General features: G+C 64.0%; 23 protein-coding genes. 12 read left to right on the top strand and 11 right to left on the bottom strand.

The annotated features are described in order from the left end of the window. Positions 1 to 9: 9 nt before the first annotated feature. Entirely contained in the window at positions 10 to 993 is a 984-nt protein-coding gene (locus L6637_RS33710) for a VOC family protein (RefSeq protein WP_237873309.1), read from the bottom strand. A 146-nt stretch (positions 994 to 1,139) separates the two neighbouring features. Between L6637_RS33710 and L6637_RS33705 the strand changes: the two genes are divergently transcribed. The 4 genes from L6637_RS33705 to L6637_RS33690 all read left to right on the top strand — a co-directional run bounded on the left by L6637_RS33705 (position 1,140) and on the right by L6637_RS33690 (position 5,620). Beyond that, positions 1,140 to 1,931 carry a DNA-binding transcriptional regulator gene (locus L6637_RS33705; protein ID WP_237861542.1) on the top strand — a complete coding sequence of 264 codons (792 nt, stop codon included), beginning with the start codon at positions 1,140 to 1,142 and terminating at the stop codon, positions 1,929 to 1,931. A 72-nt stretch (positions 1,932 to 2,003) separates the two neighbouring features. Further along, positions 2,004 to 3,500, top strand: a complete 1,497-nt coding sequence (mhpA, locus tag L6637_RS33700; protein ID WP_237873307.1) for a bifunctional 3-(3-hydroxy-phenyl)propionate/3-hydroxycinnamic acid hydroxylase MhpA — start codon at positions 2,004 to 2,006, stop codon at positions 3,498 to 3,500. A gap of 18 nt (positions 3,501 to 3,518) precedes the next feature. Further along, positions 3,519 to 4,370 (top strand): fumarylacetoacetate hydrolase family protein, encoded by an 852-nt coding sequence (locus L6637_RS33695; RefSeq protein ID WP_237873305.1) that lies wholly within the window; start codon positions 3,519 to 3,521, stop codon positions 4,368 to 4,370. A 41-nt stretch (positions 4,371 to 4,411) separates the two neighbouring features. Further along, positions 4,412 to 5,620 (top strand): ABC transporter substrate-binding protein, encoded by a 1,209-nt coding sequence (locus tag L6637_RS33690; RefSeq protein WP_237873303.1) that lies wholly within the window; start codon positions 4,412 to 4,414, stop codon positions 5,618 to 5,620. 3 nt (positions 5,621 to 5,623) lie between these two features. Here the strand turns inward: L6637_RS33690 and L6637_RS33685 are convergent, their stop codons facing one another. From L6637_RS33685 to L6637_RS33675, 3 genes are all read right to left on the bottom strand, one after another. Beyond that, entirely contained in the window at positions 5,624 to 6,466 is an 843-nt protein-coding gene (locus tag L6637_RS33685; protein ID WP_237873428.1) for a hypothetical protein, read from the bottom strand. A 193-nt stretch (positions 6,467 to 6,659) separates the two neighbouring features. After that, positions 6,660 to 7,142, bottom strand: a complete 483-nt coding sequence (locus L6637_RS33680; protein WP_237873301.1) for an SRPBCC family protein — start codon at positions 7,140 to 7,142, stop codon at positions 6,660 to 6,662. Next, on the bottom strand, positions 7,142 to 7,549 hold the full coding sequence (locus L6637_RS33675) for an ArsR/SmtB family transcription factor (RefSeq protein ID WP_237873299.1): 408 nt from the start codon (positions 7,547 to 7,549) through the stop codon (positions 7,142 to 7,144). The genes L6637_RS33680 and L6637_RS33675 overlap by 1 nt, the downstream gene beginning before the upstream one ends. A gap of 281 nt (positions 7,550 to 7,830) precedes the next feature. On the opposite strand from L6637_RS33675, the gene L6637_RS33670 reads away from it, so the two are divergent. Next, a complete protein-coding gene (locus L6637_RS33670) occupies positions 7,831 to 8,904 on the top strand; it encodes a serine hydrolase (protein WP_237873297.1) in 1,074 nt (357 codons plus the stop codon). A 61-nt stretch (positions 8,905 to 8,965) separates the two neighbouring features. On the opposite strand, the gene L6637_RS33665 is transcribed toward L6637_RS33670, so the two are convergent. Continuing rightward, positions 8,966 to 9,799, bottom strand: a complete 834-nt coding sequence (locus tag L6637_RS33665) for an outer membrane protein (protein WP_237873295.1) — start codon at positions 9,797 to 9,799, stop codon at positions 8,966 to 8,968. A 415-nt stretch (positions 9,800 to 10,214) separates the two neighbouring features. On the opposite strand from L6637_RS33665, the gene L6637_RS33660 reads away from it, so the two are divergent. Then, entirely contained in the window at positions 10,215 to 11,147 is a 933-nt protein-coding gene (locus L6637_RS33660; RefSeq protein ID WP_237873293.1) for a hypothetical protein, read from the top strand. Here the strand turns inward: L6637_RS33660 and L6637_RS33655 are convergent, their stop codons facing one another. Then, positions 11,148 to 12,680, bottom strand: coding sequence for a class I SAM-dependent methyltransferase (locus L6637_RS33655; protein WP_237873291.1), 1,533 nt, complete (start codon positions 12,678 to 12,680; stop codon positions 11,148 to 11,150). 128 nt (positions 12,681 to 12,808) lie between these two features. Beyond that, a complete protein-coding gene (locus tag L6637_RS33650) occupies positions 12,809 to 13,513 on the bottom strand; it encodes an SDR family oxidoreductase (protein WP_237861528.1) in 705 nt (234 codons plus the stop codon). Positions 13,514 to 13,633: 120 nt separating this feature from the next. Here L6637_RS33650 and L6637_RS33645 point away from each other — a divergent pair, with 120 nt between their 5' ends. Together L6637_RS33645 and L6637_RS33640 are read left to right on the top strand one after the other, a co-directional pair. Continuing rightward, positions 13,634 to 14,476 (top strand): GNAT family N-acetyltransferase, encoded by an 843-nt coding sequence (locus L6637_RS33645; protein ID WP_237873290.1) that lies wholly within the window; start codon positions 13,634 to 13,636, stop codon positions 14,474 to 14,476. 126 nt (positions 14,477 to 14,602) lie between these two features. After that, a complete protein-coding gene (locus tag L6637_RS33640) occupies positions 14,603 to 14,947 on the top strand; it encodes a hypothetical protein (protein WP_237873289.1) in 345 nt (114 codons plus the stop codon). Between the two features lie 24 nt (positions 14,948 to 14,971). Here L6637_RS33640 and L6637_RS33635 read toward each other — a convergent pair whose 3' ends face one another. Next, positions 14,972 to 15,436: a hypothetical protein gene (locus tag L6637_RS33635; RefSeq protein ID WP_237873288.1), complete on the bottom strand. Its 465-nt coding sequence runs from the start codon at positions 15,434 to 15,436 to the stop codon at positions 14,972 to 14,974. Positions 15,437 to 16,278: 842 nt separating this feature from the next. On the opposite strand from L6637_RS33635, the gene L6637_RS33630 reads away from it, so the two are divergent. After that, the gene (locus L6637_RS33630; protein ID WP_237873286.1) at positions 16,279 to 18,135 is read left to right on the top strand and encodes an alkaline phosphatase family protein; all 1,857 of its coding nucleotides are present in this window, start codon (positions 16,279 to 16,281) and stop codon (positions 18,133 to 18,135) included. 40 nt (positions 18,136 to 18,175) lie between these two features. On the opposite strand, the gene L6637_RS33625 is transcribed toward L6637_RS33630, so the two are convergent. Beyond that, complete coding sequence (locus L6637_RS33625) at positions 18,176 to 18,772, bottom strand: hypothetical protein (RefSeq protein ID WP_237873285.1); 597 nt, start codon at positions 18,770 to 18,772, stop codon at positions 18,176 to 18,178. A 392-nt stretch (positions 18,773 to 19,164) separates the two neighbouring features. Between L6637_RS33625 and L6637_RS33620 the strand changes: the two genes are divergently transcribed. Next, positions 19,165 to 19,824, top strand: a complete 660-nt coding sequence (locus L6637_RS33620) for a peroxiredoxin (protein ID WP_237861522.1) — start codon at positions 19,165 to 19,167, stop codon at positions 19,822 to 19,824. Positions 19,825 to 19,828: 4 nt separating this feature from the next. On the opposite strand, the gene L6637_RS33615 is transcribed toward L6637_RS33620, so the two are convergent. Together L6637_RS33615 and L6637_RS33610 are read right to left on the bottom strand one after the other, a co-directional pair. Further along, on the bottom strand, positions 19,829 to 20,224 hold the full coding sequence (locus L6637_RS33615) for a DUF2177 family protein (protein ID WP_237873283.1): 396 nt from the start codon (positions 20,222 to 20,224) through the stop codon (positions 19,829 to 19,831). 92 nt (positions 20,225 to 20,316) lie between these two features. Continuing rightward, positions 20,317 to 22,047 (bottom strand): methyl-accepting chemotaxis protein, encoded by a 1,731-nt coding sequence (locus L6637_RS33610; RefSeq protein WP_237861520.1) that lies wholly within the window; start codon positions 22,045 to 22,047, stop codon positions 20,317 to 20,319. 164 nt (positions 22,048 to 22,211) lie between these two features. Between L6637_RS33610 and L6637_RS33605 the strand changes: the two genes are divergently transcribed. Beyond that, on the top strand, positions 22,212 to 23,603 hold the full coding sequence (locus L6637_RS33605; RefSeq protein ID WP_237873425.1) for a cryptochrome/photolyase family protein: 1,392 nt from the start codon (positions 22,212 to 22,214) through the stop codon (positions 23,601 to 23,603). A gap of 68 nt (positions 23,604 to 23,671) precedes the next feature. Then, positions 23,672 to 23,947 carry a hypothetical protein gene (locus L6637_RS33600; protein ID WP_237861519.1) on the top strand — a complete coding sequence of 92 codons (276 nt, stop codon included), beginning with the start codon at positions 23,672 to 23,674 and terminating at the stop codon, positions 23,945 to 23,947. Positions 23,948 to 24,104: the final 157 nt, after the last annotated feature.

Below are 24,104 nucleotides of genomic sequence, written 5' to 3'. Positions count from 1 at the left end.
AACGGCCGATCATTCGCGCGCGACCACCTGATCCAACCAGGCGCAGTTCAGCGGCGGTACGCGCGGATCGGGAACACGCACGCCCCGCGCGGCCGCATCCATCCGCATCTCGCGCAGACGTTTGCGCTGCTCTTCCGGCATGTTGAGCCGCTCATGTCCCCATAGCGACGGACCATCAAAGGTCTCGTGCGGCCGCCAGGTCTGGGGATCGATGATGCGCCCGCCCCAGCCATATTCGATGAAGAAGCCGGATGGCGTGTTCACATAGAACGATGTCATGTGGTCGTTGGTGTGCCGGCCCAGCGTATAGACGACGCGGCCGTCTTCGAGCTGCGCGAGGTCGTAACCCTGCCCGACATCGTCGAGGCTGCCGAGCTCGACCATGAAGTGATGCAGCGCCTTGCGACCCGAGCCGACCATCGCAAAGGAGTGGTGGCGGCCATTGACGTGGAAGAAATAGAGGCCGTAGGGCTTCAGCCCGAAATCGGAGACATGGAAGCCGAGCACATCGCGATAGAACGGCAGCAGCGGTTCGACATCCTCGACATTGAGCACCACGTGTCCCATGCCGAGCGCACCGGTGCGGAAACCGGAGATGGGACGGCCCGGCTTGAACGGCTCACTCGCAAGCTCAGGCTTGCAGAAGGCCTCCAGCCGGTTGCCGGAGGGATCAGCGAATGTAATCAGCTCGGCGACATGCCGCTCGTCGGCGAGAGCGCGCGAGCCGCGCGAGACCTTGACGCCATGGCTTTCCAGCCGGCCCGCCAGGTGGTCCAGCTCCGCGGTCGAAGAAACCTCCCAACCCATCACCGCAAGGCCGGCATCGTTGCTGCCATCGACGATCAGGCGCTGCTTGCGATCGTCCATGCGGAAGGCGCGCGTCTTGCCACCACGGTCGACCTGCTGCATGCCGAGCAGGCCCGTCGCCATCTGGCCCCACTGATCGAGCTGCGACGAATTGATGCCGATATAGCCGAGCGCGGTGATTTCCATCGAATTCCTCCCGAGAGCATCGCCTTCGCCGCAGTGCGGCGAACTTGATACCGGTCGCGCGCGATCCTACGGTGCATCACGCAATCGCTTCGCGTTTGCAAGGACGATAGTCGCGCCGTCGTGCGCCACAAGGGAGAAAACACCAAGTGTCCAAGGAGCGGACGCGGACCAGCCAGCCCAGGCAGTCGGAGGGCGTCCGCGCCTTCAAGCGCGGGCTGGACGTGCTGCAGGAGATCAACCGCTCCGGCGGCATTCGCGCCGGCGACGTCGCCCGCGCACTCGACCTGCCTCGCCCGACCGTCTATCGCCTGCTCGAAACGCTGGAGGAACTCGGCTATGTCGCCCGTAGCGCCAGCGACGACCGCTTTCGCGTCACCCGGCTCGCCTTGAGCCTTGGCGATGGCTACGACCCCGGCGTGGTGATCTGCCAGGCGGCAGCCCCTTATCTCGCCGAGCTCAGCAAGACCCTGGTCTGGCCGGTAGATCTCTCCACTTACGAGAACGCCGCGATGGTGGTGCAGGAGACCACGCATTCCCGCAGCCCGCTCTCGATCGACCGCGGCATGATCGGCAAGCGCCTGCCGATGCTGCGGACGTCTGCCGGCCGCGCCTATCTCGCCGCCTGCCCCGCGCGCGAGCGCGACCTCATTGTCAGCCATCTCCGCCGCATCGACGAAGCCGACGACCGTCCCTTCCTCGACCAGGGCCGGCTCGACCAGATGATCGCGGAGACGCAGGCGCGGGGATACGCAATTCGCAGCGAGGGCGAATACAATCCGAAGACGGCATCGATCGCCGTCCCGATCGTGCGGAACGGTGCGGTCTACGGCTGCATCTCCATCATCTGGATCCGCTCGGCGCTGAGCATCGAGGAAGCAACGGCGCAATTCGTCAGCCAGCTTCAGGAGACAGCTGCGGCCATTCCGGTCGAGGTCTAGGGGCCGTCCGCTGGGCGGACACTTCGGCCGACGCCGTTGAAGCGGTGGCAGCTGATGGGGAAGAGATACCCCATGCAAGATAAATCCGGACCTGAAGAGTTTGACGTCGTGATTGTCGGCCGGGGCCCGGTCGGCGCCACGCTGGCCAATCTGCTCGGCCTTTGCGGCCTGCGTACGCTGGTACTGGAGCGCGAGGCGCGGACCTATCACCTGCCGCGCGCGGTGCATTTCGACGACGAATGCATGCGCGTGTTCCAGACCATTGGCCTTGCCGATGCGGTCCTGCCACACGTTATCCTCAGCCCAGGGATGCTGTTCCTCGATGCCGACGGGAAGATGCTGCTGGACTGGTCGCGGCCGCAGACGCTGACGCCGATGGGCTGGAATCTCAGCTATCGCTTCCACCAGCCCGATCTCGAGGACGTGCTGATCGCAGGCCTCGCCCGCTGGCCCCACGTCAGCTTGCGCAGCCGCTGCGACGTCTTCGCGCTAGATCAGGACGAGAACGGCGTGCGGGTCCGCTACGAGGACCTCTCCAACGGCCAGCTCAGCGAGGTCCGCGCCAGCTATGTCATCGGCTGCGACGGCGCGCGATCTCTGGTGCGCCGCGTCATCGGCTCCGGCATGGACGATCTCGGCTTTCACGAGCGGTGGCTGGTGATCGACGTCCTGCTCAAGCGCGAGCGCGACGATCTCGGCGACTACAGCCTTCAGCATTGCGATCCGCGCCGGCCGGCGACCTATGTCCGCGGCACCGGCTCGCGGAGGCGCTGGGAGATCACGGTTCTCCCCGACGAGGATTCGAACGACGTCGCGCAGCCTACAAAGGTCTGGGAACTGCTGTCGCGCTGGATCACGCCTGACGACGCCGAGCTCGAGCGCGCTGCGGTCTACACCTTTCATTCCATCATCGCGCAACAATGGCGGAACGGCCGGCTGCTGCTTGCGGGCGATTCCGCGCACCAGACCCCGCCCTTCCTCGGCCAAGGCATGTGCGCCGGCATCCGCGATGCCGCCAATCTTGCGTGGAAGCTGGCGAGCGTGATTCGCGGCGGCGCCGATGCCAGCCTGCTCGACACCTATCAAAGCGAACGCCAGCCGCATGTCCGCGAGTTCATCGAGCTCGCAATCCGCCTCGGCGGCGTCATCAACACCAAGGCGATCGAGGCCGGCCTCGCCGCCGGGCAGCCGCGCGAGAATGCGCCCGTAAAGCTCGAGGTGAAGAAGCCCCTGCTCGGTCCCGGGCTTGTGCTTGGCGATCTTCCCCTCGCCGGACATCTCGCCCCGCAGTTCACCCTGAAGGACGGCAGCCGCAGCGACGACCGGATCGGTTACAGCCACCTGCTGATCGTCGAGAGCGCCACGCGCTTCGCTCATCCACGGGCAGGAATCAACATCCTCACCAGCGACGATGCCGAAGGCATCGGCCCTTGGCTGCGCGAGCACGGCATCGCGGCCGCGCTCGTTCGTCCCGACCGCTACATCCCCGGCGCCGCCCGCAACGATGCCGAGCTCGACCGGCTCATTGCCACGATTGCGCCTCCCATCCATGTGCCGTCCGCGGCCTGACCGAACACAGGATATCCCATGAAGCTGCTCTCTTTCATCGCCAACGGCCGCGCCTCCTTTGGAGCCGTCAAGGACAATGGCGTGGTCGATCTCGGCACGCGCATGGCAGGATGCACCACCCTGCGGCAGTTGCTCGAAAGCGGCCGCGTTGCCGAAGCTGCAAAGCTGGTTGCGTCCACCGCGCCAGATCATCCGCTCGACGCGATCAGCTTCGCGCCTGTCATCCCCGATCCCGGCAAGATCATCTGCGTCGGCCTCAACTATCGCGACCACGTCGCCGAGACCGGCCGCACCGTCACCGAGAAGCCGGCGCTGTTCGTCCGTTTCCCGTGCAGCCAGGTCGGCCATCTCCAACCGATCGTGAAGCCAGGGGTCAGCGACGATTTCGACTACGAAGGCGAGCTTGCGCTCGTGATCGGCAAGGGCGGCCGGCACATCCCCGCGAGCCGTGCACTTGAATATGTCGCCGGCTATGCGTGCTATAACGAGGGCAGCATCCGCGATTGGCAGCGTCACACCAGCCAGTTCCTCTCCGGCAAGACCTTTGCGGAGAGCGGCAGCTTCGGTCCCTGGCTGGTGACGGCGGACGAGATTCCCGATCCGTCAAAACTCAGACTTCAGACGCGCCTCAACGGCAGCGTGGTGCAGGACACGACGACGGACCTCCTGATCACAGGCATCCCCGAGTTGATCGCCTACATCTCGACGATCTGCCCGCTCGTTCCCGGCGACGTCATCGTGACAGGCACGCCAGGCGGCGTCGGCGCCAAGCGCACGCCGCCTTTGTGGATGCGGCCCGGCGACATCGTCGAGGTCGAAATCTCCGGCATCGGCATCTTGCGCAACAAGGTCATCGCCGAGGCGGACTGACCGCTGCGACCGATCCATCAACGATAAAATCAGGAAACCCCATGGCCACCATCCGCACCCGCTCCACTGCCATTCTGCTGATCACACTGGCGCTGGCAGGCGCCGCGCGCGCCGAGATCAAGGGCGACGCTGTCCGCATCGGCGTCCTCACCGACATGAACGGCATCTTCGCGACCGCGATGGGCCCGGGCTCGGTCGAGGCGGCGCGGATGGCGGCGGAGGAGTTCGGGGGCAAGATCAACGGCAAGCCGATCGAGATTTTGCAGGCCGATCATCAGAACAAGCCTGATCTCGCCGCCTCGCTCGCGCGAAAATGGTTCAGCGACGGCGTGCAGGCGATTGCCGATGGCGGCAGCTCGGGCGCGGCGCTCGCGGTCCAGGAGCTGGTGCGCGGCAACGGAAAGATCTTCCTGGTCTCCGGCGCGGGCGCCAACCAACTCACCGATGAGGCATGCGCGCCCTCGAGCGTGCAGTGGACCCAGGACGCCTATTCCACCGCGACCGCCGTCGTCTCCGGAGTCATGCAGACCAGCAAGGAGCCGTGGTTCTTCATCACCGGCGATTACGCGTTCGGCCACTCCATCGAGGCGACCGCGCGCGACCGTATCGCCGCACTCGGCGGTAAGGTCGCCGGCAGCGTCAAGGCGCAGCTCGGCACGCCCGATTACTCGTCGTTCCTGCTCCAGGCGCAGTCCTCGGGCGCCAAGATCCTGGCGATCAATGTCGCCGGCGACAATGCCACCGCGATCAAGCAGGCGGAGGAGTTCGGCCTCGCCGATCAAGGCATCAAGATCGTCCCGATGTCGTTCCAGAATGTCGACATCGAGGCGGTCGGCCTGAAGGCGACGCGCGGCGATCTCATCGTCACCTCGTTCTTCGAGGACGTCTCACCGGCGGCGCGAAAGTTCTCCGACGCGTTCTACGCGCGCCGCAAGGCGATGCCTTCGCAGATCCAGGCCGGCGTGTACTCCGCCGTGCGCCACTATCTGCAAGCGGTGAAGGACACGGACTCGGACGACAGCGCCACGGTGATGGCGAAGATGAAGGCGACGCCGGTGTCGGATGCCTACACGCCCAATGGCCGCATCCGCGAGGACCAGCGCATGGTGCATGATCTGTATCTGGTGCAGGTCAAGACGCCAGCGGAATCCAAGGGCCCGTGGGATTTCGTCAAGCTGGTCGCGACCATTCCGCCCGATGAGGCTTTCCGCCCGCTCGACCGCAGCAAGTGCAGCCTGGTGGGGAAATAACCTTCAGGCCAAGTACCGCGTGAGATAGCCTTCCATGGCGTAGAGCGCGCAGAGCGCCAGGCTCGACCACACGGCGGCGCTGAAATACAGGAACATCCAGGTCAGCTCGCCCTTCCAGTGTGCGATGTCGTGGGTCACCACCCATCGCGTCGCGACATCATGCAGGCCTTCGAGGAAGCCGAGGAGCTTGTTGCCCTCTTCATGGCCTGCCCGCCAGCGGCTGAGATACATGGGAACGTCGACGGTGACGAGGAAGGCGAGGAAGCAGGCGATGCCGACGATGCCGGACATCAGCGCCCAGCGCACCACACCCTGGAATTCCGGCGTCAAGCGGCACAGCGCGATGCCGGCGAGGAAGAAAGTCACCGCCCAGAGCGAGTTCTCGATCGCGTTGAAGAGGAAGTTGGTCGTCACCACCGCGTACCAGGAGAAGCCCTCTGCGATGACAATGATCGGCACGATCACGAGCGCGATGTTCACCGCGGTCTGTGCGCCAGTCATCCGACCGAGCTGATGCAGGATGATCGCCCATTGCGCGGCGAAGCAGACTTCGGCCACGGTTGCCACCGTGCGCCCGACAAACACGCTCGACAGCCAGGTGTCGAACAGGCAGATGCGCTGCACGTCGGCGCGCGGCAGCACCGAGCGGAAGGCACAGCCGAACACATAGGCCGCGCAGAGCAGGAACATCAATCCGATATCCGAGCCGCCGCCGACGCTGCTGGCGACGGTCGGATAGAACTCGCGGTACAGCATGAACCAGACGAGAATGTTCGCAGCGCTGACCAGCGTCAGGGACCCCCACCACCACGCCAGGGGATTTGACCGTGCCTGCCACTGCAACATGAACCGCTCCGTCGTAGTCATCTTGACATCCAACGGTAGCAATTCTGTCATAAACCTGAAGCGCGACGCGACAAAAATCTGCGTGACGCCACTGTCATAATTCGCCAGCGCGCTGTCATAATCGCGATGGCGTCCGCGCTTCTAGGCTTAATCCGGGGACGCCATATCGAAGGCGCCCCCGAATCACGCGGGGCTATTTCTTCAACCCACCGACATAGGCCGCGAGCTTGTCCAGCGTCTGGTAGCCGTATTCGACAGCGCCGAAGCCGATCATGCCGTCGCGCTGCTCGGTGCTCGCCGCCAGCTGTCGCATCATCAGCACGGTCTTGCCGTTGGCCTGCTCGGCGAATGTGATGGTGAAGCGGAACATGCCGGGATCATCGTCCTGATCGTCGCCGTGGTACATCTCCATGAAGGACGGCCGCTCGATGCGGAGGAAGCGCATGCGGTTCCCATAGATGGTGCCATCGGGACCGATCATGTTGAAACGCCAGACGCCGCCGACACGCACGTCGATCTCGAAGGTCTCGATCTTGAAGCCCTTCGGGCCGAACCATTGCGGCAGATGTTTTGGGTCGGACCACGCCTCGAACACCAGATCACGCGGCGCGTCGATCACGCGGGACATCACGATCTCGCGGTCCATCGACCATTGCGACAGGGCAGCGTTCGTCATTACTCAGTACCTTTCCGTTTGCTTGGCTTGTTGGTGGTCTTCTCGGTCGCTTTGGACGACTGCTTGGCAGCCGCCCTCTCCTTCTTGAGCTTCATGACGTAAGCCTCGAACCGGTCGAGCCGTGCCTCCCAGATCGCGCGCTGGTGCTGGAACCAGTCTTCCGCACCGACGAGCGCCTCGGGGCTGAGGCGGCAGGTTCGCACGCGGCCGGACTTCTCCGACTGCACGAGCCCGCTCAGCTCCAGCACGTGGACGTGCTTCATGAAACTCGGCAGGGCCATCTCGAACGGCTCGGCGAGCTCGCCGACCGAGGCCTCGCCGGCGCAAAGCCGCATCACGATCGCGCGCCGCGTCGGATCGGCGAGCGCTGCGAAGACCTGGTCGAGCTGGGATAATTGGTTAGCCATCAAGCTAACTATAGACACGCCGCGATCGCGGCGTCAATGATTGTTAGCCTATGAGTTAAGTTTTTTGTCCGGCGATATGGAACTCACAACGCGCAATCGTGAATTGGGACGCCGCCCTCGCCCGGCTAAACAGCAATGGGGGCGCACCGCAAGATCAGACCGAGCACGTGCCGCCTGTTGCCATCTCCCCGTACATCACAAGGCGATCCCTCGCCCGCGCCGCACTTGTTCCCCTGGCGGTCGCGCTGGCGAGGCCACGCCGCGCCTTGGCGGATTCCGACATGATCGCGCTGATGCGCGACATCGTCGCGGCCGAGCTCGCGCCCACCGCGACGCCGGATCATCCGGGCGGCCTCGCCGCTGCGCTCTATGCCGGCCGTCATGTCGAATTCTTCAGCTACGGCCTTGCCGACGAGGCCGCCAAGCGGCCCGTGACGCCGGACACGCTGTTCAACCTCGCCTCGCTGCGAAAGCCATTCGAGGCGACGCTGACGGCATCAGGCACGCTGCGCGGCGAACTGAAGCCCGACGATCCCGTACCGAAATATCTGCCGGAGCTGAGCGGTGACTACATCCGCAACGTCACCGTCGGCGAGCTCGCCACGCACACATCAGGACTGTTGCTGCCGACCGATCACCCGCCCTGGCCGAACGATTCCTACTCGCAAGCGCAGTTCATCGCGATGCTCAACGCCTTCGTGCCGCCCGCGGGTGTGGCGCCGGGGAAGCAGCGCATCTACAGCCATGCCGGCTATGTCCTGCTTCAGCTCGTGCTCGAGCGCTGCTATCGCACGCCGATCGCAAGACTGATCGAGAGCCGGGTGCTCAAGCCGCTCGGCATGCGCGCAACGTCCGCTCCCGAACGCGGACCGGACAACCGCGCGATCATGGACGAGGCCACGATGCGGCGCGTCGTGCAGGGCTATTCCGACCAGGGCAGCGCGATCGGTCCGATCGGAGGCCAGCAAAGCTATTTCGACTTCCCCGGTACGGGCCAGATGTTCTCCTCCGCGCGCGATCTTGCGACCTTCGTCGCGGCCTGCGTCGACGGCCGCACGATCGACCCGCGTCTCCGGGAAACGCTGCGGATGACGCAGCGCGAGTCCTTCCACGTCGACCAAAGATACGAGCAGGCGACCTTCGGGCAGGCCATGGCGTGGGAGACCGTCCACCTTCCCGATGTCACGATCGTCGACAAGCCGGGCGGCCTCAACAACGCATCGGGCTACATCGGCCTCGTCCCGGCGCACCGGATCGGCATCGTGCTGCTCGCCAATCGCGGCGACTATCCGCACGAGATTGCCCGCTACAAGATCCTGCCTGCGCTGGCGAGGCTGGTGGCACACAGCGGCTGAGCCAAAAATAGAAAGCCCCGGCGAGGCCGGGGCTTTCCAGGTCATCATCAGAGTAGGATGCCTAGTACCGCGCGACGACCGGTCCACCGAATTTGTAGTTCACGCCGACCCGCACGATGTTCGACTTGATATCAACCGAGTGGGTGTAGACGTTGCTCGGGAAGGAAATGGCCGGCACGAAAGCTGCGAGATTGGTGCTCGTCGCGCTGGCACGGCCGAGGTCGACGTAAAGGTATTCGGCCTTCAACGACCAGCCGCCACCGAACGCATATTCGGTGCCGGCGCCGGCGGTCCATCCGACCCGCGTGTCGCGGATCGCGGCGGATTCGGTCGCCGCCGCGAACGTATCGGTGAAGTTGAAATTACCCTTCACCTCGGCGATTGCGGCACCGCCCGTGGCGTACAGCAACCAGGTCGGAGCGGCGAGGAAGCCGATGCGACCGCGGATAGTGGCGAGCCAGTCGGCCGAGACCTGCGACGAGACCGTGAAGGCCGTCGGCGCGCAGCACGGATAGACCGCGGAACCCGTCGCACCGCCCTTGAAGCCGAAATAGTTGATGTCGCCTTCCAGGCCGAGCACGGCGCGGCTGACCTGCCAGTTATAGCCGGCAGTGAAACCACCGGTCACGCTGGAACTGTTGACGTTCTGGGCGCCAACCGCGGCGATGCCGGGGACGCTGCTGGCCGCGAAGTAGCCCGTCGGAGAAAACACCGTCGAAGTGGTCGGATCAGCACTGCCCCACTGCCCGCCGACATTGCCGCCGATGTAGAAGCCCGTCCAGTCATAGGCCGCCGCCATCATCGGCGCCTTGGTATAATGCGCTGCGAGATCAGCGGCCTGCACGGACGCGGCGCCCAACACAACCGACACGGCCGCCAGCAAAAGCTTTCTCATTCCAGTCTCCTTGCCCCACGCGATCAAAACGCGCGCTTTCCGAATGCACCGGCTTGGTGATTTCGGCATGGGCTAGGCATAGGCGGCACACCGCCCAGCGTCTTGGGCTGCAACGAAGTTCGCATGGACTGTGACGTAGCGTGCGGTCCGCTGCACCCGAAGTGTGACGAGTGTGCCTCAAACGCCACGACACGACGGCGCGCAACGCTGGATCCGTGTCGCGACAAGAGCAAACATGCCAGCACAGCCGGCGAATCTTCTGTTGACGAGCAACCCGACAACCTTCGCGAGTTCCATCGAGATGGGGCAGCGCCGCTTGCCTATTGCGTGTGAACCCTACGGTTGACTCGCGATGCCCGCTGCCTACACTCCGCGGATTGCTGCGATCAATTGCCGAGACATGGAGCTTAAGGCCATGGCCTCCGATTTTTTCCTCAAGTTCGACGGCTTCGACGAATTCCTCGCGCACAAGCTCGATCACGACTTCCTCAAATTCGGACATGATTTCGATCGCGTCGGCGATGCGCTCACGGATCTGTTCTCCGAGAATCTGAAGTTCGACGAGCACAAGGTCGCGATCGACTTCAAGCATGATGTCGAGCACGTCGCCTTCGACTTCATCAAGCTCGGCTTCGATACGCTGAAGCTCGACGACGTGCTGCACAAGTTCGACGACGTCATCCTGAAATACGCCGACCAGGCGCCCACGGTGAGCACGTTCGCCGAAACCGGCGGCGACGGCGGCGGGCTCAAGCTGTCCGACGATTTCATCAAGCTCGACACGGATTTTCAGGCCGCAAGCTTCGAGGCGATCAAGCTCGGGGTCGATACGCTCAAACTGCACGTATCGGGCGAAGGCGCCAATGACTCCTTCATCAAATGGGCCGGCGATCTCTCCGATTTCAGTGCCGGCCTGCACAAGGTCGGCGACGATTTCCAGAAGGTCGGCGAGGATTTCCTCAAGCTCGGCGATCTCAAGGGATCCGAGACGATCGACGAGGCCTTCATCAAGCTCGGCGGCGGCGCGCTGAAGGTCAGCGACGACCTGCACAAGGTCAGCGACGACTTCCTCAAGATCGCCACTGACATCACCGGCTCCCAGGACAATTTCGGCACCCTCAAGATCGACCAGATCGCGCTGAAGTTCGGCGATGATTTCCACAAGCTCGATGCGGATTTGCACAAGCTCAACACCGATGTCGGCGCGCTCGGGGATGACTACATCAAGCTGGCCGGTGCGCTGACGGGCCATGGCGGGAACCAGGGCGGCGGCACGACGACGACTTCCGTCGACAGCGACGCGCTGCATCAGTTGCTGCAACACGCGCACGATTTTTCGCTGCTGTAGCTAGGCTACTCCGAGGCGTCCGAGCAGCGGCAGGATTCGCGCGTCGATCACGGCGATCCTGCCTGATATCTCGGCGCGAACCTCGTCCGCGGAGAGCTTCTGGCCCTCCTTCTCAAAACGCTCGCCGCTGGCGGTGGCGAGGCTTGCCAGCAACGCGGCGGGGTCGGCGATGCCCTTGCGCCGCGCCTGCATATAGAGCTGCGTAAGCGGATCGACCCTGACCCCGCCGCCGGTGACGGGCGAGGCGAGATAACGCAGCTCCGACGTCTCCTTGGCGCGCGCCGTCACCGCCGCGTTGAACGCCTGCGTCGATGTCTGCCGCGCCGCCTCTTCCTCCAGCGGCAGCGCCGGCGCGAGGTGCCCCTGCCCAACCAGCACCTTGATGGCATCGGTGAGCGAGGCCCAGCCCATCGTCGTCTCCGGCAGACGTTCGACCACCTCGCGCAAGCTGAGCGGCCCTGCGGCAAATGCGTCGATCACGGGCTGGTAGATCTCGCTGCGCAGCTGGAAGCGGCCCAGCGGCGTATCGAAGGTCAGCTCGATATCGTCGCGCGGGCTCGTCAGCACGAAGCGCGTCGCCAGCCAGCGTTCCCGCGCCGCCATCGGCGCCATTGGCGTAAACCCCTTGGCGAAGATGTCTCGACGAAACTGGCGACCGATGATCATGTCGCGCGCGGTCTCAACGATCAAGGGATCGGCGAGATCGGCCAGCAGCGCCCGCTGGGCGTCCGTGAAGTTGACGCGATCGACATGATCGGTGAGATGGGCCGAGCCGAGAAAGGTCAGCTTCGCGTCGGCGAGCTCCTGGGCGAGATCGGCGAAGCTGAAAGCCTGCCAGTCGCGCGTCAGAAGCTCGTGCGCGAGATAGGACGCTGGCAATTTGCGCAGCCGTTCGAGCTGCACGGCGGCCTGCGGATACATGCGATAGAAATGCGCGCCGGCCTCCTTCAGCCCGTCGGCAAGCGCCAGCGCCTGGTCCAGTGCCCGTTTCGACGAGACCTGCGGCTGGGCGCCCTGCAACTGCACCATCAGCCGCCGCAGCGGCGCCATTCCAGCCCAGCCGGGCATCGCATCATATGAGACGTAGACGAGCCCGCCGGGCTTCAAACGCCGCCGGATCAGCGCGACGATCGCCTTGCGATGATCCGCGCCGATCCAGCTATAGACGCCGTGGAGTGCAATAATATCGAACTCGGGCACCGAGGCATCCTCGGCAAGCTCGGCGAAATCGGCCTCACGAAAGACGATGTTCTCGAGCCCCGCGGCATCGGCCAGCGACCGCGCGCCCGCGATATGGGTCGGGTTGAAGTCAGCCGCGAACACTGTTGTATTGGGGTTGGCGGCTGCGACGATGGTGGCGGTCAGCCCCTGCCCGCAGCCGAGATCGCAATAATGAAGCGGCTCGCCACGTCCGCCGGGCGCCGCCACGCCCTTGGCGAGCGCGGCAAAGCTGAGCATAGCCGGCACCTGCACGCGGCAGAAATCGTGCACATAGGCCGTGTCGATGACGTATCCGGATCCCCAATCGGCCATGCGACCCTCGCGAGGACATCCAACAACGCTGCGAAACCACGGTCGCACAAGTCGGCGGACGGCTCAAGCGAGGCCAAGCCTTGGACCAAATAAGCCTTGGACCAAATAAGCCTTGGACCAAACAAGCCCTAGACTGAGCGGGTCAGGCCGCCGTCAACGCGGATGTTCTGGCCGGTGATATAGGCGGCGCCCTCGGACGCCAGGAACGAGACGGTCGCCGCGATCTCCTCGACCTTGCCGTAACGCTTCAGCGGCACGCTGTCGCGACGCGCATCCGTCTGCGGCAGGCTGTCGATCCAGCCGGGCAGCACGTTGTTCATGCGGATGTTGTCGGCCGCATGGGTGTCGGTGAAGATTTTCGTAAAGGCGGCAAGGCCCGCGCGGAACACCGCCGAGGTCGGAAACATCGCGCTCGGCTCGAACGCCCAGGCGGTCGAGATGTTGATGATCGCACCGCCCTTCTGCGACTGCATCACCGGGGTCACCAGCCGGGTCGGACGGATCACGTTGAGCAGATACGTATCGAGACCAATGTGCCACTGCTCGTCGGTGATTTCGGTGATCGCCGCGCGCGGGCCGTGGCCAGCGCTGTTGACGAGCACGTCGATGCGTCCCCATTTCGCCAGCGCCCCGTCGACGAGGCGTTTCAGATCATCATTGGACTTGTTGGAACCGGTCACGCCGAAGCCGCCGAGTTCGGTCGCGAGCGCCTCGCCCTTGCCGGAGGACGACAGGATCGCAACGTGAAAACCGTCGGCGGCAAGCCGCCGCGCGGCCCCCGCCCCCATGCCGCTTCCGCCTGCGGTGACGAGTGCGACCTTCTCTGCTGCCATGACCTGATATCCCTGTGATAGCGTAGAGGCGAGCCCAAGGTTCTCTGCTATGGCTCAGCCTGTCATCAGGCCTTCTACAGCCATCCTTGCCCGCAGGTCCATTGCCCGAGGCGCCACGACATGAGCGATATGCAGATCCGCAATCTGCGGCCGGAGGAGATCTCCATTGCGATCGACTGGGCCGCGTCCGAGGGCTGGAATCCCGGCCTGCGAGATGCCGCCTGCTTCGCGATCCCCGATGCAAAAGGCTTCTTCGTCGGCGAGATCGACGGCGAGCCGATCGCGTCAGTCTCCTGCGTCACCTATGACGAGCGCTTCGCCTTCCTCGGCTTCTACATCGTGCGCGCGGATTTCCGTGGCAGAGGCCACGGCCTGCGCATCTGGAACGCTGCGATCGCGCATGCGGGCGCGCGCGTGATCGGTCTCGACGGTGTCGTGGCGCAACAGGACAACTACAGAAAGTCCGGCTTCCAGCTGGCTTACGCCAATATCCGCTATGGCGGCATCGTTGCCGCGCCGCCAAGGCCGCCCGCCGAGATTGTTGCGCTCGACACGATCCCATTTGCGCTTGTGCAAGCCGACGACGCCACCGTCTTCCCTGCCCTGCGCCCGGCCTTCTTGCGCGCCTGGATCAACACGCCGGGACACGTTGGCCGCGCACTGCTGCGCGACAGCAAGCTTGCCGCGTGGGGCGTGATCCGTCCCTGCCGAACTGGCCGCAAAATCGGCCCGCTAGTAGCCGATGACCGCGCCGCGGCGGAGGCCGTATTGCAGGCTTTGCTGGCGAGCCCTGGTAGCAACGAGATTGTGCTCGACATCCCCGCGATGAACCGCGATGCTATCACGCTTGCGGAATCCCTCCGCCTGAAGCCGACATTTGAAACGGCGCGAATGTACACTGGACCGATCCCGTCACTGCGGCTTGGCCGCGTGTTCGGTGTAACCACCTTTGAATTGGGCTAGAATCGATTTTTTTAATTTAGGCACGTGCCGTCCTGGAATTTGTAATCTGGTTCACGTCGCCGCTCCGGCGCAACGTGTATTCGTGTTGCATCCGCCGATTTTGCCGGACGGCTCGAACGATATTTTTTGACCATCGATATTTCATGCGAGGATTTCATGATCGAAGCCAGAACCAAGGCCCGCTCTTCCCAGCACACGGCCGACGACACGCAGCGCCTGGGCATCGCGGCCGCGTTGGTGCTTGCCGTTGTGACGGCCCTCGGGGTTCATGCACTCGCCTCCGCGCCGGCGATCCGGGAGGCCGCGCAGGCCGAGCTCGCACGCGTCATTGCCGATGAGGATCGCGATGTCTGCGGTCAGTTCGGGCTGCGCCCGGGAACGACCGCGTTTGTGGCTTGCAGCCGTGAGCTCGCCAATGTCAGGCAAAAACAGTCCGACCGCGACCAGGCGGCCGCGGCAGGCATTCTATAGCGAACCGCGAAATGCCTCGCGTGCTCAGTAGCAGCGCATGATGTTGACGGTGTGCTCACCGCCGCCGCGGCCGGGCACGGTGACCTGCTCGGTCGGACAGCTCGGCACATAGGGCCGGTCGGACGGCACGACGTTCGGCGGGAAGCGATGCGCCCAGTCCCAGGGAACGTCGTAGGTGTAGGTGTAGCGAACGTCGTTGGTGACGGCCTGGCCGGCATTGGCGAACGGGTCGCTGTAGCCGGCTCCGTCGTCGGTGTAGAAAGCGCCGCCACCCGGCCAGTAAACCCAGGGATTGTTGAAGCGGTTGCCGCGACCGTGGAACCGCGCGCCCGGCGCGATCGGCGGACGCACTGCTGCCGACGGCGCGGCAGCGGTCACCATGCCGTGGGGCGCGGCGCCGCCCGGTCGTGCAAAGCTCTCGCTGGAGCTGAGGAGCAGCGCGGCTGCGCTGAGCGAGGCGAACAAGGCCCCATATGATCTGGACATCATGATACGCACCACACTCGTTTGGCTTCGCGATACTGCTCCCCATCGCAACGCTAGGCCGGTCCATCACCCGCCCGCAAACCTATAATTAATTATTGGTTAAGGCACGGGATTAACGGGGAACCCGGTGCGGAATCTTGCATGGTTTTCAGCGGCTGTAGCCCGGGTGGAGTGTAGCGAAATCCGGGACCGCTGTGTCCATAGGGATGGAATCCCGGATTACGCTGCGCTCCAGATATGGCGTTGCCCGTCGGGCAAAGCACCCAAACATCGGGTCAATCCATCTCGTCAAAAATATTCCACTTACCGAAATTCGGAAATGGTGCATGTGTCGCGCAACCCGGCCCAAGGACGAGGGGCGTATGCCGCTGTGCAGCCTCTTGTAGCGCATCCTTCGCACAGCGGACCGCGGGTGCCAGTCGGGCACCCGGTCTTCCCTGCGCCCTCTTTCAGCTAAGGGTGAAGCGACGAAGCATAGCTCGGGCGATATGGGCCGCGAGGATACGAAGGAGTGTCTGCGATGAAGATGCGGATTGAAAGAGCGACGCCGCCACCACACACTCCGTCATTGCGAGCGCAGCGAAGCAATCCAGAAATGTATCCGCGGAAAGACTGGATTGCTTCGCTGCGCTCGCAATGACGATGTCGAGAGAGATTTGCACCAAACTTGGCTCTCGTGTCCCGGAGTCGCCATCCCGTCGTGACGAATCCGTGGATGCCGCCTCGCCTCCCCGTCACTTCTGCATGCCGATCCGGTCTTGTAACATAACCGTCATACAGCAAAACTAAACGATTGCCGGGGGCCGCGGTCGGCGGCCAAGCCGCCTCACCGCCAGGAGATTTTGATGCGACGTTCACTGCTGCTGCTGTCAGCCGGACTGACACTATTGTCCAGCGGTTTTGCCTCCGCTGAGAACAACACGCCCCGCAACCTGATCCTGTTCATTCCCGACGGGCTACGCGCCCTGAAGATCAACCCCGAGACCGCGCCGGCCATGGCCGAGGTCCGCGACAAGGGCGTCAACTTCAAGAACTCGCATTCGCTGTTCCCGACCTTCACCATGGCCAACGGCTCGGCGATGTCGACCGGCCATTATCTCGGCGACACCGGCGTGTTCTCCAACACGATCTGGACCAACTACACGTCGGTACCCGCCGGCGAGACCGTGGTCCCCTTCATCGAGAACGACGCCGTGCTCGGCGACATCGACGAGCATTTCAAAGGCGACTATCTCAGCGAAGAGACTATCTTGAAGATGGCCCGCGACAAGGGCCTCAGCACCGCGGCGATCGGCAAGGTCGGCCCGACCTACCAGTTCGACCACACTGACCATCCCGAGAAGGCCGGCCAGCATTCGGTCGTGTTCGACGATTCCACCGGCGGCAAGAACGGCGTGGCGCTGTCGGACGAGGTCAAGGACGCCCTGACCAAGGCCGGCCTTCCCCTCGCCGCGCCGTCGCGCGGCGACAACGCAAAGGCGGGCGACGCCAAGACGCCCGGCACCACGGTCGCCAACGTCGCGCAGCAGGCCTATTTCGCCGACGTCGCCACCAAGGTGGTCCTGCCGATGTTCAAGGCGCGCAACAAGCCGTTCGTGCTGGTGTTCTGGTCGCGCGATCCTGATGGCACCCAGCACAATCAGGGCGACAGCCTCAACCAGATCATGCCTGGTATCAACGGCCCGAGCACGATGGCAAGCATCAAGAACGTCGACAACAACCTCGCCCAGATCCGCAAGGCGCTGGACGAGCTCGGGCTCGCCGCGAGCACCAACATCATGATCCAGGCCGACCACGGCTTCTCGACCATCTCCAAGGAGAGCAAGACCAGTCCCTCGGCCAAGGTCAGCTATGACGACACGCCGAAGGACTTCCTGCCGATGGGCTTCGTCGCCCTCGATCTGGCCAAGGCACTCGACCTGCCCCTGTTCGATCCCAACGACAAGAACGCCGCCGTCACCGGCAACGCTCATCCGAAGGCCGGCAACGGCGTGCTCGGCAAGGATCCGACCAAGCCCGATCTCGTCGTCGCCACCAATGGCGGCTCGGACCTGATCTATCTGCCCAGCAAGGACAAGAAGCTGGCGGCGAAAACCATCAAAGCCCTGCTCGAGCAGGACTACGTCTCCGGCCTGTTCGTCGACGACTCCCTCGGCCGCTTCCCCGGCACGCTGCCGCTGTCGCGTATCAATTTGCGCGGCAACGCGGCGACGCCGACGCCGGCGATCGTGGTCAACTTCCGCTCCTATGCCAGCGAATGCGGCGAGGCGCCGACCAATTGCTCGGTGCAGGTGGCCGACACCGTGCTGCGCCAGGGCCAGGGCATGCATGGCAGCTTCAGCCGCGGCGACACCTATAACTTCATGGCCGCGATCGGTCCGGACTTCAAAGCCGGCTATGTCGACGAGCTGCCGGTCAGCAATGCCGACGTCGGCATGACCGCCGCCCGGCTCCTCGGCCTGCGCGGTTCGCACAATGGCGGCCTGGTCGGTCGCGTGATGTCGGAGGCGCTGCCCAACGGCGTCGTGCCGAAGGCATTCAAAGGCGTCGAGCGGTCAAAGAAGAAGTCCGAGAATGGTCTGGAGACCGTGCTCGACGTCCAGCGCGTCGGCAGCCAGCGTTATTTCGACGCCGCCGGATTCCCCGGCCGCACGCTGGGCCTCGAGCCGGAAAGCGGCAAACAAAAAACGGCGGGGAAATAACCCCGCCGCTTGTTCTCGCGCCTCGCAAGGGGCGCGGAAATTACATGCCGATGTCGAACACGTTCGGCAGTTGGCCCGCCAGAGGCAGCGCGGTGGCGCCCAGGAAGGTCGCCACCATCGCCATCAGGCGACGGTTGTTCTGGCGCTTGCCGCGCATCTGGCCGGCGATCCACTCCAGCATCTCGCTCTTGACCTTGGAGGCATAGGACGGCGCCCAGCTCTCGATGTCGGTGCCCTGCGCCAGCGCGACGCTGCGCGGCGGCACTTTCAGGCCCGAGGCGCTCGCGGCATAATGGGCGACGGCCTTGGCCAGCAAATCGTCGAACCGGCCGCCGTCGGCACGTTCGGTCGCGGCCTCGTTGATTTCGAACAGCGCCTCGGCTTCGGCGCGGCTGACCGGCTGGTCGTTGACGGCAGCGGCCGTCAGGATCCGGGCGCACCAGGCGGTGTCATCGGCATCGATGGAGCGGGAAAAGTGCACCCTGCCCTTGGTGGTCGGGCCTTCGGCCGTGATCACGCCGTCGCGTACGATGGTGAGGGCATGGGCCGCGGTATCGCGGCAGGACGGTTCGAGGGACGGCGACTCAACGGACTTTTCGGCGGCCTTTTCAAAGGACTTGGGCAGTGCGGCAGACATAGTTCACTTCCAGATTTCTTCTGATCGACCAGCATTTTCATGCCGGCGTAAAGGGGTGGTTAATGATTCGATGCGGGGATCGCGACTTTTCTCAATGGTTGCCGATTAGTCGCTGCGAGCACCGTTTCGGTTCCGGAGAGCGTCGGGCGTGCGTGATGCGGGTCATAAAAGGCATTATCGGGGCAATCGAGACCGTGAAGCCCCTGTGGGGTTGTTTCGCCGCAGGCGCCGCCGTAACAAAATTGTGCTGAGAAATCAGCCCTTCAGAGGAGGAATTCACATTTTACTTCAAGCAGTTCAGTTGCCGTTCACTTGACGTCGCCAAGCCCCTATACTGGGGACGACGGCCAGACAACAATTCCCAAGCAAATTCAATGCGATGAGGTCAAACCATGACACTTCCGATCGGCACCACCGCCCCTGACTTCGAAGCCGAGACCACTGAAGGGAAGATCAAGTTCCACGACTGGATCGGCAACAGCTGGGCCCTGCTGTTCTCGCATCCCAAGGACTTCACGCCGGTTTGCACGACCGAGCTCGGCGCTCTCGCCAGGTTGAAGCCGGAGTTCGACAAGCGCGGCGTCAAGCTGATGGGCCTCTCGGTTGATCCGGTCGACCGCCACGCGAAGTGGTCGGAGGACATCAAGGAGACGCAAGGCGCGGCTCCGAACTACCCGATGATCGGCGACACCGATTACAACGTCTCGAAACTGTATGGCATGCTGCCGGCTGCGATCTCGGGCGATCCCCTCACCCGTACCGCCGCCGACAACCAGACCGTCCGCAACGTCTTCATCATCGGGCCAGACAAGAAGATCAAGCTGGTGCTGGTCTATCCAATGACCACCGGCCGGAACTTCCAGGAAATCCTGCGCGTGATCGACTCGCTCCAGCTCACCGCCAAGCATCGCGTGGCAACACCTTCCGACTGGAAGCAGGGCGAGGACGTCATCATCGCGGGCTCGGTTTCCAACGACGAGGCCAAGACGATCTATCCGCAGGGCTGGAAGGAACCGAAGCCCTACATCCGCATCGTGCCGCAGCCCAAATAAGAGCCTAACCGATCATACGATCCGCCATCAACAGACCCGCGGTCGACGAGACCGCGGTCACCACCGCGCCCCAACCGATGTCGACGAACGCGACCGGCCAGCTCCAATGCTTGAGCAGCGCCAGCGCGGTGAGATCGAACGTCGCATAGCAAAACAGCCCGAACAGCGCGCCATAGAGCAGCGTCGACTGCCATGTCACGCCGGCTGAGCCGCTGACGAAGATCAGAACGCCGACGACATAGATAAGGTAGAACAGCACGGCGGGCACCGGCCTCAGATCACCGAGCATGTCGCCAACCTGCGCGGTGAAAAAGCCCTTGGCGATCAGCCCGAGGAATAGGAAATCCAGCCCGGTCAGGACGACAAGGGTTGCGACATAAAGCACGGCGATGCGGTTCACTGGCGGCCTCCCTGCCCGCGAAGCACAGGCAGTCACATCATGCCGTCAGCTACGTCACGGCGGGCCGATGGTTTCAGCCCGCCATTCCCTGATCAAGCCGCTTGCACGCGGTCGAGGAAGCTGTCGACCTCGGCCTTCAGGTTCAGGCTCTCGCCCGACAATGCCTGTGCGGAGGCAAACATCCGGCTCGAGGTCTCGCCGGTCTCGCTCGCGCCCTCGGCCGCGTGACGGACATTGACCGCCACGTCGGCGGTGCCCGAAGCCGCGGCGCGAACGCTGGCCGCGATATTATGGGTGGCGCTGCGCTGCTGCTCGACCGCAGCCGAGATCGAGCCCGCGATACCGCTGATGCGCTCGATGGTCTCGGTGATCGCCTTGATGGCAGTAACCGACTCCTCGGTCGCAAGCTGCATGCTCGCGATCTGGGTCGAGATCTCGTCGGTCGCCTTCGCGGTCTGGCCGGCGAGCGTCTTGACCTCCTGGGCCACCACCGCAAAGCCGCGGCCCGCATCGCCCGCGCGCGCGGCCTCGATGGTCGCGTTCAGAGCCAACAAATTGGTCTGCTCGGCGATCGAGGTGATCAGCTTGACGACGTCGCCGATGCGCGCGCCCGCTTCCGAGAGCTGTGCGATGCGCTGGTCGGTGGCCTCGGCCTGGTGCACCGCCTCGGCGGAGATCGCGTTGGATTCCTGCACTCTCTTGGTGATCTCGGAGATCGAGTGCGACAGTTCGTCGGAGGCCGATGCCGCTGCACGGACGTGATCAGAGGCCTGCTCGGATGCGCCGGCCGATTTCGCCGACAATTCAGCGGTGGAGCGCGCGGTATCGGTCAATTGTCGCGCCACGCGCTCGAACTCGCCGGAGGAACGCAGAACCTTGTCGAGGATGCCGCCGACACCGCTGCGGAATTCAGCGACGAAGTTGCGAAGGTCCGCCTTGCGCTGCTCGGCTGCCGCTGCCGTGGCTTCCGCCTGTTCGCTGCGCAGCCGCGCCCGCTCCAGCGAATTGTTCTTGAACACAGCAACGGTGCGCGCGATCTCGCCGATCTCGTCGGCGCGGTCCTCACAATCGATCGCGACATCGCTCTTGCCATTGGCGAGTGCCGTCAGCGAGCGGGTGACCGAGGTCAGCGGCCCGGTGACGCGGCGCACGACCAGCATGGTGAGCACCAGGACCAGCAGCGCCGCGATACCCGCCGCGATCGCCATGCTCGCGATTGCATGAGACAGCATTGTCTCGTACTGGGCCATGGGGATGCCGACATAGAGAATGCCGACGATTTTGCCAGTCGCATCCGCAATCGGGAAATAAGCGGTCATGAAGGACTTGCCGAACAGCGTGGCCGGCCCCTTATAAGCCTCGCCACGGCGCAGGCCTGCTTGTGCCGGATGGTCGGCGGCAAGCTGGGTGCCGACGGCACGGTCGCCGTTCTCCTTCTTCACATTGGTCGAGCGGCGGACGAACTGCCCGCTCGCATCGTCGAACACGAACAGGGTCGCATTGCCCCCGACATAGGACACCGCACGATCGACGATGGCGTGATCTTTGAACTCAGGCATCTTGGCGATTTCGGCGCGCGCCACCGCGCCATCGCGCATCGTGATCTTCGCGTCAGGAACGACCTCGGCGAAGGCCAGCGCGAGCGTGCGCAGGCTGACCTCGATGTCGCGCAGTGCGCGATCGTTGAAGGCTGAGGTGAGAGACCAGTAGCCGGCGCCGACCACCAATGCGGTATTCATCGCAATCAGCAGGACGGCACACAAGACGGCCTTGGTACCCAGCTTGAACTGCGGCACGAACTTCGCCGTTAACGAGTTGGTCATGAATGGAACTACCCCCGGAATTCCTGCATAATCATGCAATTCGCTTACGACCCCATTAACGCTGGTTCACAGCACCGGCATGCTTTCCAAGATGTAAACGAGGACGCGCCCTGCCCCCACCAAGCCCCCCGCCGGTCATCGTCTGGTTCCGCGACGACCTTCGCCTGTCCGACCATCCCGCGTTACACGCCGCCGCCAAATCAGGCGCGCCTGTGATTTGCCTTTATGTGCTCGACGAAGCGGCCGGACGGGCCCCTGGCGGCGCTGCGCGCTGGTGGCTGGCCCGGTCGCTGCGCGCGCTCGGTGCCGACATCGCAGCGCGCGGCGGATCGCTGGTTTTACGCAAGGGATCGGCAGCCCGCGTCATCCCCGAAGTGGCGCGGGAGACGGGCGCAGGTGCCGTCTATTGGATTGAGATCGCTCAGGCCCCGCATCAATTGGTCGAGAAACAGCTCGAAGCAGCGGTGGCAAAGCTCGGCGTGGACTCGCAAAGTTTTCCGGGCGACCTGCTGGTCCAGCCCTCGGCGATCCGCAACAAGGAAGGCCGCGGCTTGCGCGTGTTCACGCCGTTCTGGCGACGGGTGCTGTCGCTCGGCGACCCACCCAAGCCGCTGCCCGCCCCGAAGGAGCTGCGCCCGGGTCCGAAGATCGCGAGCGACAGACTGGAGAACTGGAAGCTCGAGCCGACCAAGCCCGACTGGGCCGGCGGCCTGCGCGAGACCTGGACGCCGGGCGAGGCATCAGCCCGGACGCGCCTGCGCGACTTCCTCAAGCACACCGCGCGGACTTACGTCGGCGACCGCGACCGCCCTGATCGCGAAGGCACCTCAGGCTTGTCACCGCATTTGCGGTTCGGCGAGATCAGCCCGCGCCAGGTATTTCATGCCGCGCGCTTTGCCGCCGAGGAGAATCCGGCGATCGCATCCGGCACCGAAAAGTTCCTGAGCGAGCTCGGCTGGCGCGAATTCTGCCGCCACCTGCTCCACGACCATCCAAATCTCGCCACCGAGAACCTGCAGACCAACTTCAACGACTTCCCCTGGAAGGCCGACAAGAAGGCGCTCGCCGCCTGGCAGCGCGGCCGCACCGGCTATCCCATCGTCGATGCCGGCCTGCGCGAGCTCTGGCACTCCGGTGTAATGCACAACCGGGTCCGGATGGTGGTCGCATCGTTCCTGGTCAAGCATCTGCTGATCGATTGGCGCGATGGCGAAGCCTGGTTCTGGGACACGCTGGTCGATGCGGACGCCGGTAGCAATCCGGCCAATTGGCAATGGGTCGCCGGCTGCGGCGCGGACGCCGCACCTTATTTCCGCGTGTTTAACCCAGTGCTCCAGGGCGAGAAGTTCGATCCTGAGGGAACCTATGTCCGGCGCTGGGTGCCGGAGCTGAAGGACATGCCGGCTAAGCTGATCCATCAGCCGTGGCAGGCGACACCGATTGAACTTGCGAGCGCAGGCATCACGCTCGGAAAGACCTATCCGCATCCGCTCATCGATCACGTCAAGGGACGCGAGCGCGCGCTCGCCGCTTACGCAAAGATCCGCAAAGGTTGAACGTTGCTTTGACACAATTATGAAACTCGCTATCGTCGTCACTCCATGCAAACCGTGGGGGACACGATATGGACGACGAGAAGCCGATCACCGCGCAGGTGATGGAGACGATGACCACCGCTGTCGAAGCGACCAAGGACGCCGCCGTCACCGCAGTCAAGAAAGTGAAGAAAGCCGCCAAGAAGGTCGCGAAGAAAGCCGCGCCCAAGAAGGCAAAGAAGGCTTCGAAGAAGACAGCCAAGAAGTCATCGAAGAAGGCAGCCAAGAAGTCCGTGAAGAAGGCCGCCAAGAAGACGGCAAAGAAAGCGGCCAAGAAGAAAAAGGCCAAGAAAGCGAAGCGCTGATTTCGGCTCGAGCGCACGTCTCCGGGTGCGGGCGCCCCCGGAGACGCCCCTCCAAGATGCCTAGAGCGTTTCACATTTTTATTGAACCATAGCCGGCGCTGGCGAAGTAGTTGGCGCATTCGCGAGGTTGGATGTCTTGGACGAGGTGGCCGATGTG

The organism is Bradyrhizobium zhengyangense (assembly GCF_022012435.1).
Lineage (GTDB): Bacteria > Pseudomonadota > Alphaproteobacteria > Rhizobiales > Xanthobacteraceae > Bradyrhizobium > Bradyrhizobium zhengyangense.
Note: the sequence above shows the minus strand (reverse complement) of the source record. Positions and strands in the feature narration are given on the sequence as shown.